We start from the raw sequence: 14,291 nt of genomic DNA on the forward strand, positions 1-14,291 counted from the left end.
CGCTGCCGCTACCGGCTCGCCGCACCGCCGTCCTCACACCTCGACGGGCGTCGAACCGTCTGGCGCACAACCCATTTCGATAGCCACCGGAACGGGATTCCTAGGCGGTCAATGCCGCGACGGCGGTGGCGTACATGGTGTTCTTGATCGCGGCGAGGGTGGCGGGGTCTTTGCCGCCCAGCGGGGTCAGCAGCGCGACGGCGGTGTCGGTGACGGCTCCCTCGGCGGCGGTGGCGTCGACGATGTCCAGGGCCGCGGCGTCGGTGCCGCCGAAGCGGCGGCCGGTGGTCATCGAGGCGACGGCGCTGGCGGGGGCGAGTTTGGCTTGGATCAGCGCGGCCATGCCGGGGGTGAAGGGGATGCGGATATCGACTTCGGGGAAGCAGAAGTAGCCGCGGTCGGCGCGCATCACCCGGTAGTCGTGCGCGATGGCGAGCATGGCGCCGGCGCCGAACGCGTGACCGGGCAGTGCGGCGGCCGTGGGCACGGGCAGGGTGAGCATCCGGGCCAGCAATGCCTGCACCCGCCCGACGTACCACTCGGCGCGCTCGGCGTGTGCGCCGAGCCAGTCCAGATCCAGCCCGTTGGAGTAGAACTTGCCGCTCGCGGTGGTGACCAGGCCCTGGGCGCCGTCGGCCAGGGCGGTGTCGAGGTGGGCGCCGACCTGGTCGAGGAACTCGGGGGAGAAACGGTTCTCCTCGCCGCCGAGGTCGAGGACGGCGATCTTGTCGTGGTAGTCGAGGGTGGGCATGGCGGGTCCTTTCGGGTTCGGGTGCCGGGGATCAGAGGGGCGGTGGGCCGACGGCGAGGACGGCGCGCACAGCGCCGCGCAGGTATTCCCGCGCGTGCGGATCGGCCAGCCGGTCGCGGCGCAGCAGCACGGCGGTGGGCAGGTCGACCAGGCACAGCGTCATGACGTCGACGGCGCGGCGGTCGCCGCGCTGCCACAGCCGGCGCGACAGCCGCACGAGCAGCTCGACCAGCACGGCGTCGGTGGCGGCCAGTTCGGCGGCGACGGCCTCGGGTACTTCGCCGAGCAATTCCTCGCGCCGCACGGCCAGCAGCAGCCGGGAGGAGTCCGGGTGACGCTCGGCGAACACCGCGGGCGCCTCGGCGGCCGCGACGACGGCCTCGACGCCGTCGCTTTGCCGCAGCGCCGCGTCGACCAGTGCGGTCTGCAGGTCCAGGAAGCGGCGGGCGGCGCGCAACCAGGTGCGGCCGAGCAGCTCCGCGCGGGATCCGAAGGTGTGGTAGATCGCGCCGTTGGAGATGCCGGTGGCGGCGGCGACCGCGCGTGTGGTGACCGCGGCGGGGCCGGAGCGGACGGCCAGCGCTTCGGCGGCGTCGAGCACGATGCCGGGGTCGTGCGTGCGAGGGCGGGGCATATCGCAACCATAACAGAGCGATTGCTCTGTTATGAATTGTCAGGGCCCCTGGAAGCCGGAACAGACTCGGCGGCTACGTATTTCAGCAGGTAACAGGTACCGAGGAGTCTTCTCGGGGTACGCATCGGTACTTCCCGTGCTCGGTCCGGGCGACGCTACGATGGGGTACTGTTCGGTCCCTTCCCCCTTGACCGAACGAAGAGAACGGCGCGCGTATGTCACGAGTGGTCACCAAGGAGCAGTACTACGACACCGGGTTGGAAGTGCTCGCCGAACTCGGCTTCAAAGGTCTGAACATCGGCGTACTGTGCCGGCAGCTCGGCGTCACCAGCGGGTCGTTCTATCACCACTTCGGCAGTTGGCAGGGCTTCGTCGACGCCCTGCTCGAACACTGGGAGAACCGCCAAGTGCGCATCCTGGGCACCATGCCGTTCAACCAGGGCAATCCCGACGACGACATCCGCGCCATGTCCGACCTCGCCGCCGGACTGCATCACGCCGCCGAAGCCGCCATCCGCGCCTGGGCGGCCAACGACGAATCGGTCAACCTCGCCCTCAAGCGCGTCGACGAATCCCGCAGACGCACCGTGCACAAAGCGATCAAAGGGGTCGTCGGCGACGACGACACCGCCGCCGTGGTCACCTCGTTGGGCATGGCCATGCTCGTCGGCTACCAGCAGATCGCCGCGGGCGGCGAGAACCTGTCACTGGACCAGCTGCTGGCCGAATACGCACGCCTGATCTACTCCCACGCCCAGCGCTGACCCGCCCTCACCCGAGCAGTTCATCGACGAAACACCAGCGCCACGCCTCACCCGGCTCCACACTGCGCATCACCGGATGGCCACTGACCCCGTGATGCTTCGTCGCGTGATTGCCCGGCGAGGAGTCGCAGCAGGCCACGTGCCCGCACGCCAGGCACATCCGCAGATGCACCCACGCCAGCCCCTCCGCGACGCACTCGGCGCATTCGTCGGGCCCGGCGTAGGCACGCACCAGCGGCGCCTCCCGCAGATGCGCGCACGCCTCCTGGGCCGCAGGCGCGGCCAGCGTTTCGACGCGCTCCTCCTCGGCCTCGTCGAAACGATCGATGATCGACTCCTCCAGATCCAATTGCGCCAGCACATGCTGCAGGATCTCGTAGTCGACATGGCCCGAATCGCGCACCCGCAACACCGTTTCGCGTTCGGCTTGCAACATCGCCAACCGCAGCCGCCGGTACTCCGCGGTGGGTGTCACCTGTTCGGACTCCGCCCGCCCGAGCCGCTCCCACGCCGCGTTCGCCTTCCACGAGACCCGATCACGCAACGTCTGCACCACCCCGGGCGGCGTATCCGGTGTGATCTGCTGTTCGAGCGCCGCCAAACCGGCCGCCGTCGCCTGCTGCAACACATTCGCCTTCTGCAACGCGTCCTCGGCGCGACTGGGCGCACGCAACCGCAGCCACCGCACCAGCCACGGCAGCGAGGTGCCCTGCACCAGCAGCGTCCCCGCCACCACCACCAGCGCCAGCAGCTTCAGCACCGCCAGCAACGGCGTGTCCGGCGCCAGCAGCAGCACCGCCGCCAGCGTCACCACACCGCGCATCCCCGCCCACGACACCACCACCAGCTCACGCACGCCCACCGCCGCGCCGCCGCCGAGGCTGCGCGACACCAGCGAGGAACCGAACACCCAGATCGGCCGCGCCAGCATCGTGGTGGCCAGCACCGCCAGCGCCGACCCCACCAGGGTGGCGTGATCGAGTTCGCTGTGCCACGCACCCTCCACGATCCCGCGCACCTGCAACCCGATCAGCACGAACACCGCGCTTTCCAGGATGAACTGGATCGTGCGCCAATTGATGCGCTCGGCGATGCGCGAGGCGGCGCTCTGCCAGGCCGGCGCGTTGTGCCCGAGGATCATGCCGCACACCACCACCGCGATCACCCCCGAGGCGTGGATGCCCTCGGCGGGCAGATACGCCGCGAACGGCGCCAGGAACGACAGCGTCGTGTCCATCACCGGATCGGTGATGCGTCGCCGCAGCATCGCCAGCAGATAGGCCACCACCACCCCGACCGCCGCGCCGCCACCGGCCGCGAGCAGGAAGTCCGCCCCGGCCGCCCACACCGACACCGTGCCCGCCGTCGCGGCCAGCGCGGTCCGCAACGCCACCAGCGCGGTCGCGTCGTTGAACAGCGACTCGTCCTCCAGGATCGTCACGATCCGCCGCGGCATCCCGATCCGGCGTGCCACCGCCGTCGCGGCCACCGCGTCCGGGGGAGCCACCACCGCACCCAACGCCACGGCGACCGCGAACGGCACCGGCAGCAGCCACCACACCACCACCGCCACCGCGAACGTCGTGAACAACACCAACCCCACCGACAACAACGCGATCGTGCGCGCATTCGCCCGGAAATCCACCAGCGACGTGCGGATCGCGGCGGTATACAGCAAAGGAGGCAGGAAACCGAGCAGAATGATCTCCGGCTCCAGGTGGATCTCCGGCACGAACGGCAGATACGACGCCGCGACCCCGCCCACCGTCAGTACCAGCGGTTCGGACACCCCGAACCGACGCGCCAGCGCCGCCAACGCGGCCGCCGACGCGACGAGAACAACCAGGCCGATCGCGACATGCACGGTGGAATTCTCGCAGAGCGCACGATCGGCAAATGGACCGCGCGGTAGATGACACGTGCGCGGTCCACCGAACTACTGTGCCCGGGCGCACCCACGCGCCATGCTTGTCGACGACAAGGAGGTAGATATGGAGGAGTTCGCGTCCTGGCGGGCGAACGGACGACGCCACACTCATCGCGGCCACCAGATCTTCTGGCGCGACGGAGGCGCAGGCGCCGACGGGACGCTGGTGTGCATCCACGGATTTCCCACCGCGTCCTGGGACTGGCATCGCATCTGGCCCGGTCTGTGCGAGCGTTTCGCTCGCGTCATCGCCCCCGACATGATCGGGTTCGGCTGGTCGGCCAAACCCCGCCACTACGACTACCGCATCACCGACCAAGCCGACATCCACGAGAACCTGCTCCGCGAACAGGGCATCGGCCGGTACCACATCCTCGCCCACGACTACGGCGACAGCGTCGCCCAGGAACTGCTGGCCCGCGACGCCGAACGCCGCGCGGCCGGCGACGAATCCCTGGTGATCGACTCGGTGTTCCTGCTCAACGGCGGCCTGTTCCCCGAAGCGCACCGCCCCCGCCCGGTGCAGCGGCTGCTGGCGAGCCCACTCGGCCCGCTGGTCGGTGTGCTGGGCAGCGAACGCACCTTCCACCGCAGCCTGGCCGCGGTGTTCGGGCCCGACACCAAACCCACCGGTGTCGAACTGCACCAATTCTGGCTGCTGTGGTGCAGCAAGCACGGAAAACGCAACGGCCACAAGCTCATTCGCTACATGGCCGAACGACGCAGGCAGCGGCAGCGCTGGGTGGGCGCCCTGCAGCAGGCCCAGATCCCCATCCGGTTCCTCAACGGCGTCACCGACCCGGTCTCCGGCGGCCATATGGCGCGCCGCTACCGCGAGCTGATCACCACCCCCGACGTGGTGGAACTGCCCCGCATCGGCCACTACCCGCAACTGGAAGCACCCGAGCAGACCCTGCAGGCGCTGCTGGAATTCCACGGCAACCGGGTGCACAAGCCCACCGCGTGACCCCTGGTGTTGCGGACCGGCCGAGCCGGTCCGCAACGACCACGCCACCTATGGTAGACGCCATAGTATGGCGGTATGGCAACCACACGTCGATCCCGCAACGCCCAAGCCCCACGTCCCCCCAGGGGCCAGGCACGGCAACGCATGATCGACGGCGCGATCGACTCCCTGCGCGTGCACGGCGCCAACGCCACCAGCGTCGACCGGGTCCTGGCCGCCACCGGCGCCCCACGCGGCTCGGTGTACCACCACTTTCCCGGCGGACGCACCGAGCTGATCACCGACGCCCTCGGCACCGCGGGCGAGCTGATGTCGACCTTCATCGAACGCCTGACCAGCGACAACGAACCCGCCGCCGCGCTGGACCGCTTCGCCGCGATGTGGCGGCGCACCCTGCTCGACAGCGATTTCCGCGCCGGCTGCCCGATCTTCGCGGTCGCCGTCGAAACCAACGACGAAGCCCCGGAGTTCGCCCGCCTCGCCGGGGAGATCTTCGGCCGCTGGCAGCAGGCCCTCACCGGGATGCTGACCCGCCACGACGTGCCCGCCGACCGCGCGCACCGCCTGGCCACGCTGACGGTCGCCGCGTTCGAAGGCGCCATCGCGCTGTGCCGCGTCCACCACGACATCACGCCGCTCGACGACGCTGTCGCCACGTTGCACGAGCTGATGCCCGCCGCGAGCTGAGCCACCCCGCCGCACGGCACGTCAGCCCTTGACACACCGACTATGGTGAATGCCATAGTCGGGAACAGGGCCGCGCCACCCCCGAATAAGCCTCGCGCGGACACGATCTCGCCTTCCGCCCGCTGACACGCGCACCGAAGGAGCCACCGATGCCCGCCGCCGACCTCCACCTGGAAACGATCGAACTCGAACACACCGGGCGGGTACTCACCGCACGCGTCGTCGCACCACCGTTGAATTTCGTCACCACCGCCGTCGTCCGCGACCTCGACACCCTCACCGCCGCCGTCGACACCGACGACACGATCGGCGCGGTCGTGCTCACCGGAGGACTGCCCGGCCGCTTCCTCACCCACGCCGACCCCGCCGCCCTCAGCGGCATGATCGAACGACCCCACCCCTTCGTCCCCGCCCGCGCCGCCGCCCCGTTCCTGCGCGCCGCCGCGGCCGCGCTACGCGTACCCGGCGCCGCCGGCCTGGTCGAACGCCACGGCGGAGGCCTCGGCGCCGGCCTGGTCTGGGGCCACCGCTGGAAACGCACCACCCTGCGGATGAACCGCTCCCGCGTCGCCTACCTCGCCGCCATCAACGGACCCGCACTCGGCGGCGGCCACGAGATCGCACTGGCCTGCGACCTGCGCTACGCCGCCGACGCCGACCACGTACGCCTCGGCCAGATCGAGACACTGGCCAACCTCATCCCCGGCGGCGGCGCCACCCAACGCCTCACCCGCCTGCTCGGCGCCGCCAAAGCCATCGAAATCACCCTCGAAGGCACACCCTTCACCGCCCGCGAAGCATTGCGCCTCGGCCTGGTCCACCGCCTGCTGCCCGCCGCCGACCTGCTCGCCCAGACCCAGGCCACCGCGGCGCGGCTGGCCGCCCGCAACCCCGTCGCCGTCGCCGAACTCAAACGCGCCGTCTACTTCGGACCCGACAAAACCCTGTCCCGCGGCCTGGACGCCGAACAAGCCGGATTCGTCTCCGTCGGCACCACCGCCGCGGCCGCCCGCACCACCCAAGCCTTCTTCCAAGACCTCGACCGTCTCGCCGACACCCCCTTCCTCGCCGACCCGCAACCCTGGCTGGACGGCACCCGCGTCGACCAGGTGAGCCGATGACCACCCCGCCCGCCACCGCCACGTGGCACAAGACCGCCTGCATCCTGTGCGAGAACAACTGCGGACTGCTCATCCAGCTCGACGACCGCCGCTTCGCCAAGATCCGCGGCGACAAAGACCACGTCGCCTCCGCCGGCTACACCTGCAACAAGGCGCTACGCCTGGACCACTACCAGAACGGCGCAACCAGGCTCACCACCCCGCTGCGCCGCGAACCCGACGGCACCTTCACCGAAATCGACTGGGACACCGCCATTTCCGAGATCGCAGCCCGCTTGACGGCGATCAAGGACACCTACGGCGGCGACAAGATCTTCTACTACGGCGGCGGGGGACAGGGCAACCACCTCGGCGGCGCCTACAGCACCGCCCTGCGCCGCGCCCTCGGCAGCCGCTACCGCTCCAGCGCCCTGGCCCAGGAGAAGACCGGCGAAGGATGGGTCGACGCCCACCTCACCGGCGGCCACACCACCGGCGACTTCGAACACGCCGAAGTCTCGATCTTCCTCGGCAAAAACCCCTGGCAGTCCCACGGCGTCCCCCGCGCCCGCACCGTCCTGCAACAGATCGCCAAAGACCCCGCCCGCACCATGATCGTCATCGACCCGGTGCGCACCGAAACCGCCGACCTCGCCGACATCCACCTGCAACTCCGCCCCGGCACCGACGCCTGGTGCCTGGCGGCCCTGCTGGCGATCCTCGTCCAAGACGACCTGCTCGACCACGCCTTCCTCACCGAACACACCACCGGATCCGACACCGTCCGCACCGACCTCGCCCACATCGACATCCCCGCCTACGCCGACATCTGCGGCGTCCCCGAAGATCTCCTGCGCAGCACCGCCCACCGCATCGCCGCCGCGACCAGCGTCGCCACCTACGAAGACCTCGGCGTCCAGCAGAGCCCCAACAGCACCCTCATCTCCTACCTCGACAAACTGCTGTGGCTGCTCACCGGCAACTTCGCCAAACCAGGCGCCATGCAACCGCATTCCTGGATGGCGCCCCTGGCCGGCTACAGCCGCGAAGTCAAACGCAGCCCGGTCACCGGCGCACCCCTGTTCGGCGGCATGCTGCCCTGCAACGCCATCGCCGAAGAAATCAGCACCGACCACCCCGACCGATTCCGCGCGATGATCATCGAATCCGCCAACCCCGCCCACTCCCTCGCCGACTCGACCGCGTTCCGCGACGCATTGCACGCCCTGGACCTGGTCGTCGTCATCGACATCGCCCGCACCGAAACCGCCCGCCACGCCGACTACGTCCTACCCGCCGCCAGCCAATTCGAGAAATGGGAAGCCACCTTCTTCAACCTCGAATTCCCGCACAACACCTTCCACCTGCGCGCCCCCGTCCTCGACCCACTACCCGGCACCCTGCCCGAACCCGAGATCTACGCCCGGCTGCTGCGCGAACTACACGCCGTCGGCCGCGGCACACTCACCCTGCTGCGCACCGCCGCGAAACTCGGACGACGCCCCTACGCCTGGACTTTCGCCGCCCTGCTGGCCACCGACAAATCCCTCGCCGGCCTCGCCCCCTACCTGCTGTACGAAACCCTCGGCCCCACCCTGCCCGACGGCGCGCGCTCCGCGGCCGTCCTGTGGGCACTGGCCCAGCGCGTCGCCAAGGTCTACCCGGCCGCGATGCGCCGCGCCGGACACCGCGACGCCGACGCACTGTTCGACGCCATCCTCACCAGCCGCTCCGGCGTCACCTTCACCCTCGACGACTACGACAACGCCTGGGACTACCTCCCACACCCCGACAAACGGATCCCACTGGCCATCCCCGAACTCCTGCACGCCCTACGCGACCTCGCCACCACACCAGCCACCCACACCACCGCGGAATTCCCGTTCGTGCTGGCAGCAGGGGAGCGTCGCTCCTTCACCGCCAACACCATCTTCCGCGACGACACCTGGCGGCGCCGCGACCCCGAAGGCGCACTACGCCTCAACCCCGGCGACGCCACCCGCCTCGGCCTCACCACCGGCGACCGAGCCCGCATCACCACCCGCCGCGGCAGCGCCGTCGCCACCGTGGAAACCAACGACCGCATGCAACCCGGCCACGCCTCCCTGCCCAACGGCCTCGGCCTGGACCTGCCCACCGGCGACGGCACCCGCCGCACCGGCGTCGCCCCCAACGACCTCACCGACCTCACCTGGCGCGACGCCATCGCAGGCACCCCCTGGCACAAACACGTCCCCGCCCGCATCGAACCCGCCTGACGACCCGGCACCGAATCGCGGTGTACACACCGCATTTCCGCTCGAGCCGCTACCCTGATCGGCCACGGCTACGTGCCCCGACCACCCCGGATGCACCACAATTCCGCACCCACCTGCCCGCACCACCGACGAGATCTGATCGCGCGCCGTCCTCTACCCGGGCACCCCGAGAACGGATGTCGGGTACGCCCGATCGCACAACACGGCATCCGCCTGCAACCCGCACACGGCGCACGCCAGGGGAGGGGAACAGCACAGTAGCAGCGCACCCCACGTCGGCTACCCGATCACCGCGCACACGCGGCACCGGCAGCCGGCGCAACACGGCATCACCCGCACCGCCTCAGACGGTCACCGCGGACACCTTCTCGCTCACCCCGGCGCCCTCGTCGTCGCCGGCAGCCGCACGCGTCACCGTCACCCACGTGTTGTTCACCGCCGCCGTCCCCGAGAACGTGTCCGTCAACGCCGGATCATGCAGCAGATTCACATTCGCCCCGGGCAGCGACGCCGCCACCGTCCACCCGACACCCGGCTCCTGATGCCCCCACCCATGCGGAATCGCCACCGTCCCGGCCCGGATATCGTCGCTGACCTCCAACGGCACCACGATCGAACCGGTCCGGGAACGCACCGTCACCGATTCACCGTCACGCAACCCACGCGCCGCCGCATCCTGCGGATGCATCAACGCCGTGCACCGATCCCGCCCCTTCACCATCGACGGCACATTGTGCAGCCACGAATTGTTACTGCGCAGATGACGACGACCGATCAACTTCAAGTCGTACCCGTCCACAGGCGCGGTCACCGCCTTACCCCGCCGCGCGTCCGCAAGAACCGCACGGGCCGCCGCCACGAAATCCTCCGGCGCCACATGCACCTTCCGATCCTTCGTCCCCAGCAACGACCGCAACCTCGGCCGCAACGGCCCCAGATCGATGCCGCCCACCGCCGCACGCGCCTTACCCACGGTCAAACCCTTACGGCCCCGCCGCAACACCCCATACGGCCCCGCCGCCACCCCGAGCGCCGCGATCCGCACGGGACTGACCCGATCGAACAACGCGTTCAGCACCCGCCCGGTCAACCGGCGCGCCGGCAACGGCACCACCTCGGTGACCAGCCGCGCCATGATCTGCCAATCCTCCAGCCCATCGGCAGGCGGCTCGAACACCCGCGCGTCGAAACGCAGATTGTTGCGCACACTGAACACCGGGAACAGGATGTTGACGTCCTCGCGCTCCAACGGCGAGATCGGCGGCAGGATGATGTCCGCGTGCCGCGTCGTCTCCGTGACGTACATGTCCACGGCCACATAGAAATCCAGCCCGTCCAGCGCCGCACCCAACCGGCCGCGCTGCGGCGTGGACAACACCGGATTACCCGCATACGTGATCATCGCGCGGATCCGGCCCGGCCCGTCGGTCAGCATCTCCTCCGCCAACGCCGCCACCGGCAACTCCGAACGGAACGACTTGTAGGTTCCGGAACTGTCGGTCCACGCCCCGTACCCCACCGGCAGATACTTCGCATACCGCGGCGCATCGATCGGCGGCGTCGCGAACATCTGACCACCCGCCCGATCCAAGTTGCCCGTCACCGCGTTGATCGTGTTCACCAGCCAATGCGTCAACGTGCCGGTCACCTGCTGACACACCCCGATCCGCGCGTACAGCACCGCCGAGGGCGCCGCCGCGTGCTCCCGGGCCAGCCCGCGAATCGTCTCCGCGTCCACCCCCGCGTACTGCGCCATCTGCTCCGGCGACGCCTCGGCCACCAACGCCCGCAACCGCTCCCAGCCCGTAGTCGACGCGCCAACAGCCCTCTCGTCACACAAGTCCTCGGCGACCAGCACATGCAACATCGCCAGCAGCAGATACACATCCCCACCCGGCGCCACCGCGACATGCTGATCGGCCAGCCGCGCCGTCTCGGTCCGCCGCGGATCGATCACCACGACCTTCCCACCACGCCGCCGCACGTCCCGAATCCGCTGCTTCGCATTCGGCATGGTCGTCACCGACCCGTTCGACACCGCCGGATTCGCCCCCAGGATCACCAGCCGATCGGTCCGATCGATATCGGTCACCGGCATCAGCACATTCGAGCCGAACATCCGCCACGCGACGAACTCCTGCGGGAACTGATCGATCGAGGAAGCCGAGAAGAAATTCCGCGTCAACAGCACCGAACGCAACAGCGCCGCGTACAGCACCGACGAACTGTGCGCGGCCGGATTCCCCAGATACATACCGATCGCACTGTTCCCGTGCTCCCGACGCACCTGCCGCAACCGCTGCCCGATCTCGCGAAACGCCTCATCCCAGCCGATCGGCTCGAACGACGACCCCACCCGCCGCACCGGCGTACGCAACCGATCCGGATCGTGGTGCAACCCGCCCATCGCCGTCGCCTTCGGGCAGATGTACCCCTTCGACAGCACGTCCTGCGGATTGCCCTCGATCCGCGTCACCTGATCACCGGAGACCGTGACAAGGATTCCGCAGTGCGCCTCACACAGGGTGCACTGGCGGGCAATGGTGGTAGCGCTCATCAATTTTCACCTTCTGCCGGATCGCTTCCCACAGGCTATCTGGGACAGCTCATTCCGTACAGGTCTCTATGTTGGACGGATGCGGGCATGCAGATGCATGTCATGCCAACCATCCGCGTGCAACCCCGCACTGCGCCGGACACTCTCCGGCGCGAACCCCGCCTTCACCGCCGCACGGCACGACGGCAGATTGCGCACCGAATGCGACACCTCCAACCGATGGAAACCCACCCCGAAAGCCCACCGGGTCACCGCCTCCACCGCCGCAGGCGTCACCCCACGCCCCCGCCATCCCGGAGCTGTCCAATAGGCGATCCCCGCCGACCCATCCGGCGGCGACATCCCCCGCAACCCCACCCGCGCCGCCACCACGTCACCGACCACGACCGCCCACTGCGGACCGTCACCATTGCACCACCCCGCCCGCCAGCGCGCGATCAACTCCAGCGCCTCGCCCTCGGACACGACATCGCGCACATGCCAGCGTTGGATCTCCGGATCCTCATAGACCGCCCGGATCACCGCCGCATCGGCGTTCACCCACGGCCGCAACAACACCGCCTCACTCCGCAGAACGGGTTGAGACCCCGCTGCGAACACGTCGGCGGCGACCACATCGGGCATCAGAGCGGACACACCCGGATTGTCACCCGCACACGCCGCCCGCCGTCACCGATTTCATCGGCACAGTCTTCGATGCCTCGGCGATCCGACCAACCGTTGTAATGATCCGCGATGAGGTCGAATTCAGGCTGCCGGTTACCAGCGGCCCCGTGCGAGCCGGTCGCAAAGTGCGTCTCGCACATCGGGGGTGCTGCGCACCCTCGCTCGGAGCACTCCCTTCCGGATCCGCAACCAGAAGCGTCACAGTGACAATAAGCGACGCGATGAGGGGGAGCAGGGGAGCCCCGGCTACGCGGTCGAGACCTCCACGTCCGCATCGACAACAGGCGCCGGCTGCGGCGCCGCGAATCCCGGCAGGAATCGGTTCACCGCGGGAATCATCATGTGGATCAGCGGGCCGATCCCGAAGGCGTACACCAGCGTTCCGATGCCGACACTGCCGCCGAGCACGAACCCCGTCGTCAACACTGTCAGCTCGATCGCCGTGCGAACCATCCACACCGATCGACCGGTCCGCCGAACCAGTCCAGTCATCAGTCCATCCCGCGGACCCGGGCCCATGCCCGCCCCAATGTACAACACACTCGCCACCGCGTTCAGCACGACCGCGGCCCCCATCGCGCCGACCCGCACCGCGAGCGCATCCCACGACGGCAACCACGCCAGCCCCGCGTCCACCGACACGGCGATCACCACGACATTGCTCACCGTGCCCAAGCCGGGCATCTGCCGCAACGGAATCCAGACCAACAGCACTACGACACCGGTAATCGCCGTCACCGCGCCAAAACTGAGCGGCACATGCCGCGCCACGCCCTGATGGAACACATCCCACGGATCCAGCCCGAGCCCAGCCCGCACCATCACCGCCATCGAAAACCCGTACAACCACAAACCCGCGTACAACGCGACCAACCGACGAACCAGCACCGCCCCAGCGTGCCCGCAACTGGCCACCACAACCAGAGCCAATCACCGATCACTGGACCGGACAGTAGAGCCGCAACCCAGGCTGCAATTCGTCACTGTGACGTTTTCATGCAATCAGATTCTAAGCCAGGGGAGATCAGTATAGAGAAATCCCAAGATTCACCAAGCAAGCCAACAATCACCGAAAAATTTTCACCAACCGGACAAACGCGCCGGGCGTCCCGCCAAATGCGGCAACGACATTCGACCGCCCGAACCTGAGACCGACCCGGGCGCACGGCGAAACAGGCTGCGAAGCAATGGCAAACCAGCAGTAAGCCGTCTCACCGACCCGCGCCGAAATCGCGCCGATAATCGACATTATGTCAACTAGAGACGCACCCGCCCTTCCGGGAAGCAACTCAGCCCTCCCCGGCCTCCAGGTGAGATGTGTCGGCAAGACTGACCATCGCACGATTGCGCCAGTAGTCGTCGTGCCGCAGGTGGGTGATCGCGCCGGGCGAGGTCGCGAACGACACGAAGCCGACCGCCTCCACCGGCAGCATCATCCAGGTGGTGACCACGAATGTCAGCGCGTAGCCGTGCGTGACGACGATATGGTCGTGCTCGGTGTCGGCCATCAACTCACGCACACACGCGCCCACCCGCGTCGCGACCTCACGCCGTGTCTCCGCACCACGGATCGGCCCTCGATGATCGAGCCGATCATGATCCGGTGCGGGAACCTGCCGCTGGGCGAGCCACGCGTTCGGCCGACCGCCCGCTTCCCCGAAACTGATCTCCCGCAGCCGCTGGTCCACCGTCACCGGAACACCGAACTCGGCCGCGACAAGCCGCGCGGTCTCTACACAACGGGCCAGATCCGACGTCGTGACCCGCACCGGCCGCACCACACCGGCACGTCGGCGCACCAACTCGGCCGCGACAAGACAGGCGTCGCGCCGACCCCGCGCCGTCAGTACCGAGTCATACCACCCACCGACGAGATCATGTTCGGTGTGCTCCGCATGCGGGTGACTCACCACGTAGAGGTCCTGCATCCCACTCCCCCCAGTCCACAGAGATCTGCTTGGTCCCCGCCGCGTCACCCTA

At 68.7% G+C, this 14,291-nt stretch carries 12 protein-coding genes; 5 read left to right on the plus strand and 7 right to left on the minus strand.

Annotated elements, in window-relative coordinates:
- Positions 1-100 precede the first annotated feature (100 nt).
- Positions 101-751 carry an enoyl-CoA hydratase-related protein gene (locus tag QMG86_RS16160; protein WP_281880507.1) on the minus strand — a complete coding sequence of 217 codons (651 nt, stop codon included), beginning with the start codon at positions 749-751 and terminating at the stop codon, positions 101-103.
- Between the two features lie 31 nt (positions 752-782).
- Entirely contained in the window at positions 783-1,385 is a 603-nt protein-coding gene (locus QMG86_RS16165) for a TetR/AcrR family transcriptional regulator (protein ID WP_281880509.1), read from the minus strand.
- Between the two features lie 215 nt (positions 1,386-1,600).
- Here QMG86_RS16165 and QMG86_RS16170 point away from each other — a divergent pair, with 215 nt between their 5' ends.
- Positions 1,601-2,149: a TetR/AcrR family transcriptional regulator gene (locus QMG86_RS16170; protein ID WP_281880511.1), complete on the plus strand. Its 549-nt coding sequence runs from the start codon at positions 1,601-1,603 to the stop codon at positions 2,147-2,149.
- 7 nt (positions 2,150-2,156) lie between these two features.
- Here QMG86_RS16170 and QMG86_RS16175 read toward each other — a convergent pair whose 3' ends face one another.
- Positions 2,157-4,013, minus strand: a complete 1,857-nt coding sequence (locus QMG86_RS16175; RefSeq protein ID WP_281880513.1) for a Na+/H+ antiporter — start codon at positions 4,011-4,013, stop codon at positions 2,157-2,159.
- A gap of 127 nt (positions 4,014-4,140) precedes the next feature.
- On the opposite strand from QMG86_RS16175, the gene QMG86_RS16180 reads away from it, so the two are divergent.
- The 4 genes from QMG86_RS16180 (at position 4,141) to QMG86_RS16195 (ending at position 9,088) form a co-directional block, all read left to right on the plus strand.
- Positions 4,141-5,043, plus strand: a complete 903-nt coding sequence (locus QMG86_RS16180) for an alpha/beta fold hydrolase (RefSeq protein ID WP_281880515.1) — start codon at positions 4,141-4,143, stop codon at positions 5,041-5,043.
- Between the two features lie 75 nt (positions 5,044-5,118).
- The gene (locus QMG86_RS16185; protein WP_281880516.1) at positions 5,119-5,730 is read left to right on the plus strand and encodes a TetR/AcrR family transcriptional regulator; all 612 of its coding nucleotides are present in this window, start codon (positions 5,119-5,121) and stop codon (positions 5,728-5,730) included.
- Between the two features lie 149 nt (positions 5,731-5,879).
- A complete protein-coding gene (locus tag QMG86_RS16190) occupies positions 5,880-6,851 on the plus strand; it encodes an enoyl-CoA hydratase/isomerase family protein (protein WP_281880517.1) in 972 nt (323 codons plus the stop codon).
- Positions 6,848-9,088 carry a molybdopterin-dependent oxidoreductase gene (locus QMG86_RS16195; protein WP_281880520.1) on the plus strand — a complete coding sequence of 747 codons (2,241 nt, stop codon included), beginning with the start codon at positions 6,848-6,850 and terminating at the stop codon, positions 9,086-9,088. Before QMG86_RS16190 ends, QMG86_RS16195 begins: the two co-directional genes overlap by 4 nt.
- Before the next feature lie 343 nt (positions 9,089-9,431).
- On the opposite strand, the gene QMG86_RS16200 is transcribed toward QMG86_RS16195, so the two are convergent.
- From QMG86_RS16200 to QMG86_RS16215, 4 genes are all read right to left on the minus strand, one after another.
- Positions 9,432-11,645 carry a molybdopterin oxidoreductase family protein gene (locus QMG86_RS16200; RefSeq protein WP_281880522.1) on the minus strand — a complete coding sequence of 738 codons (2,214 nt, stop codon included), beginning with the start codon at positions 11,643-11,645 and terminating at the stop codon, positions 9,432-9,434.
- 66 nt (positions 11,646-11,711) lie between these two features.
- Positions 11,712-12,281 carry a GNAT family N-acetyltransferase gene (locus QMG86_RS16205; RefSeq protein ID WP_281880523.1) on the minus strand — a complete coding sequence of 190 codons (570 nt, stop codon included), beginning with the start codon at positions 12,279-12,281 and terminating at the stop codon, positions 11,712-11,714.
- A 276-nt stretch (positions 12,282-12,557) separates the two neighbouring features.
- Positions 12,558-13,142 carry a membrane protein YczE gene (yczE, locus tag QMG86_RS16210; RefSeq protein ID WP_281880987.1) on the minus strand — a complete coding sequence of 195 codons (585 nt, stop codon included), beginning with the start codon at positions 13,140-13,142 and terminating at the stop codon, positions 12,558-12,560.
- Between the two features lie 458 nt (positions 13,143-13,600).
- A complete protein-coding gene (locus QMG86_RS16215) occupies positions 13,601-14,239 on the minus strand; it encodes a histidine phosphatase family protein (RefSeq protein WP_281880524.1) in 639 nt (212 codons plus the stop codon).
- Between the last annotated feature and the right edge of the window lie 52 nt (positions 14,240-14,291).

Source organism: Nocardia sputorum (assembly GCF_027924405.1).
Classification (GTDB): domain Bacteria; phylum Actinomycetota; class Actinomycetes; order Mycobacteriales; family Mycobacteriaceae; genus Nocardia; species Nocardia sputorum.

What these genes read in the sequence shown, in the direction of transcription:
- QMG86_RS16160 (WP_281880507.1), bottom strand. Translation starts at nt 751, where the DNA reads ATGCCCACCCTCGACTACCACGACAAGATCGCCGTCCTCGACCTCGGC.
- QMG86_RS16165 (WP_281880509.1), bottom strand. Translation starts at nt 1,385, where the DNA reads ATGCCCCGCCCTCGCACGCACGACCCCGGCATCGTGCTCGACGCCGCC.
- QMG86_RS16170 (WP_281880511.1), top strand. Translation starts at nt 1,601, where the DNA reads ATGTCACGAGTGGTCACCAAGGAGCAGTACTACGACACCGGGTTGGAA.
- QMG86_RS16180 (WP_281880515.1), top strand. Translation starts at nt 4,141, where the DNA reads ATGGAGGAGTTCGCGTCCTGGCGGGCGAACGGACGACGCCACACTCAT.
- QMG86_RS16185 (WP_281880516.1), top strand. Translation starts at nt 5,119, where the DNA reads ATGGCAACCACACGTCGATCCCGCAACGCCCAAGCCCCACGTCCCCCC.
- QMG86_RS16190 (WP_281880517.1), top strand. Translation starts at nt 5,880, where the DNA reads ATGCCCGCCGCCGACCTCCACCTGGAAACGATCGAACTCGAACACACC.
- QMG86_RS16195 (WP_281880520.1), top strand. Translation starts at nt 6,848, where the DNA reads ATGACCACCCCGCCCGCCACCGCCACGTGGCACAAGACCGCCTGCATC.
- QMG86_RS16200 (WP_281880522.1), bottom strand. Translation starts at nt 11,645, where the DNA reads ATGAGCGCTACCACCATTGCCCGCCAGTGCACCCTGTGTGAGGCGCAC.
- yczE (WP_281880987.1), bottom strand. Translation starts at nt 13,142, where the DNA reads ATGGCGGTGATGGTGCGGGCTGGGCTCGGGCTGGATCCGTGGGATGTG.
- QMG86_RS16215 (WP_281880524.1), bottom strand. Translation starts at nt 14,239, where the DNA reads ATGCAGGACCTCTACGTGGTGAGTCACCCGCATGCGGAGCACACCGAA.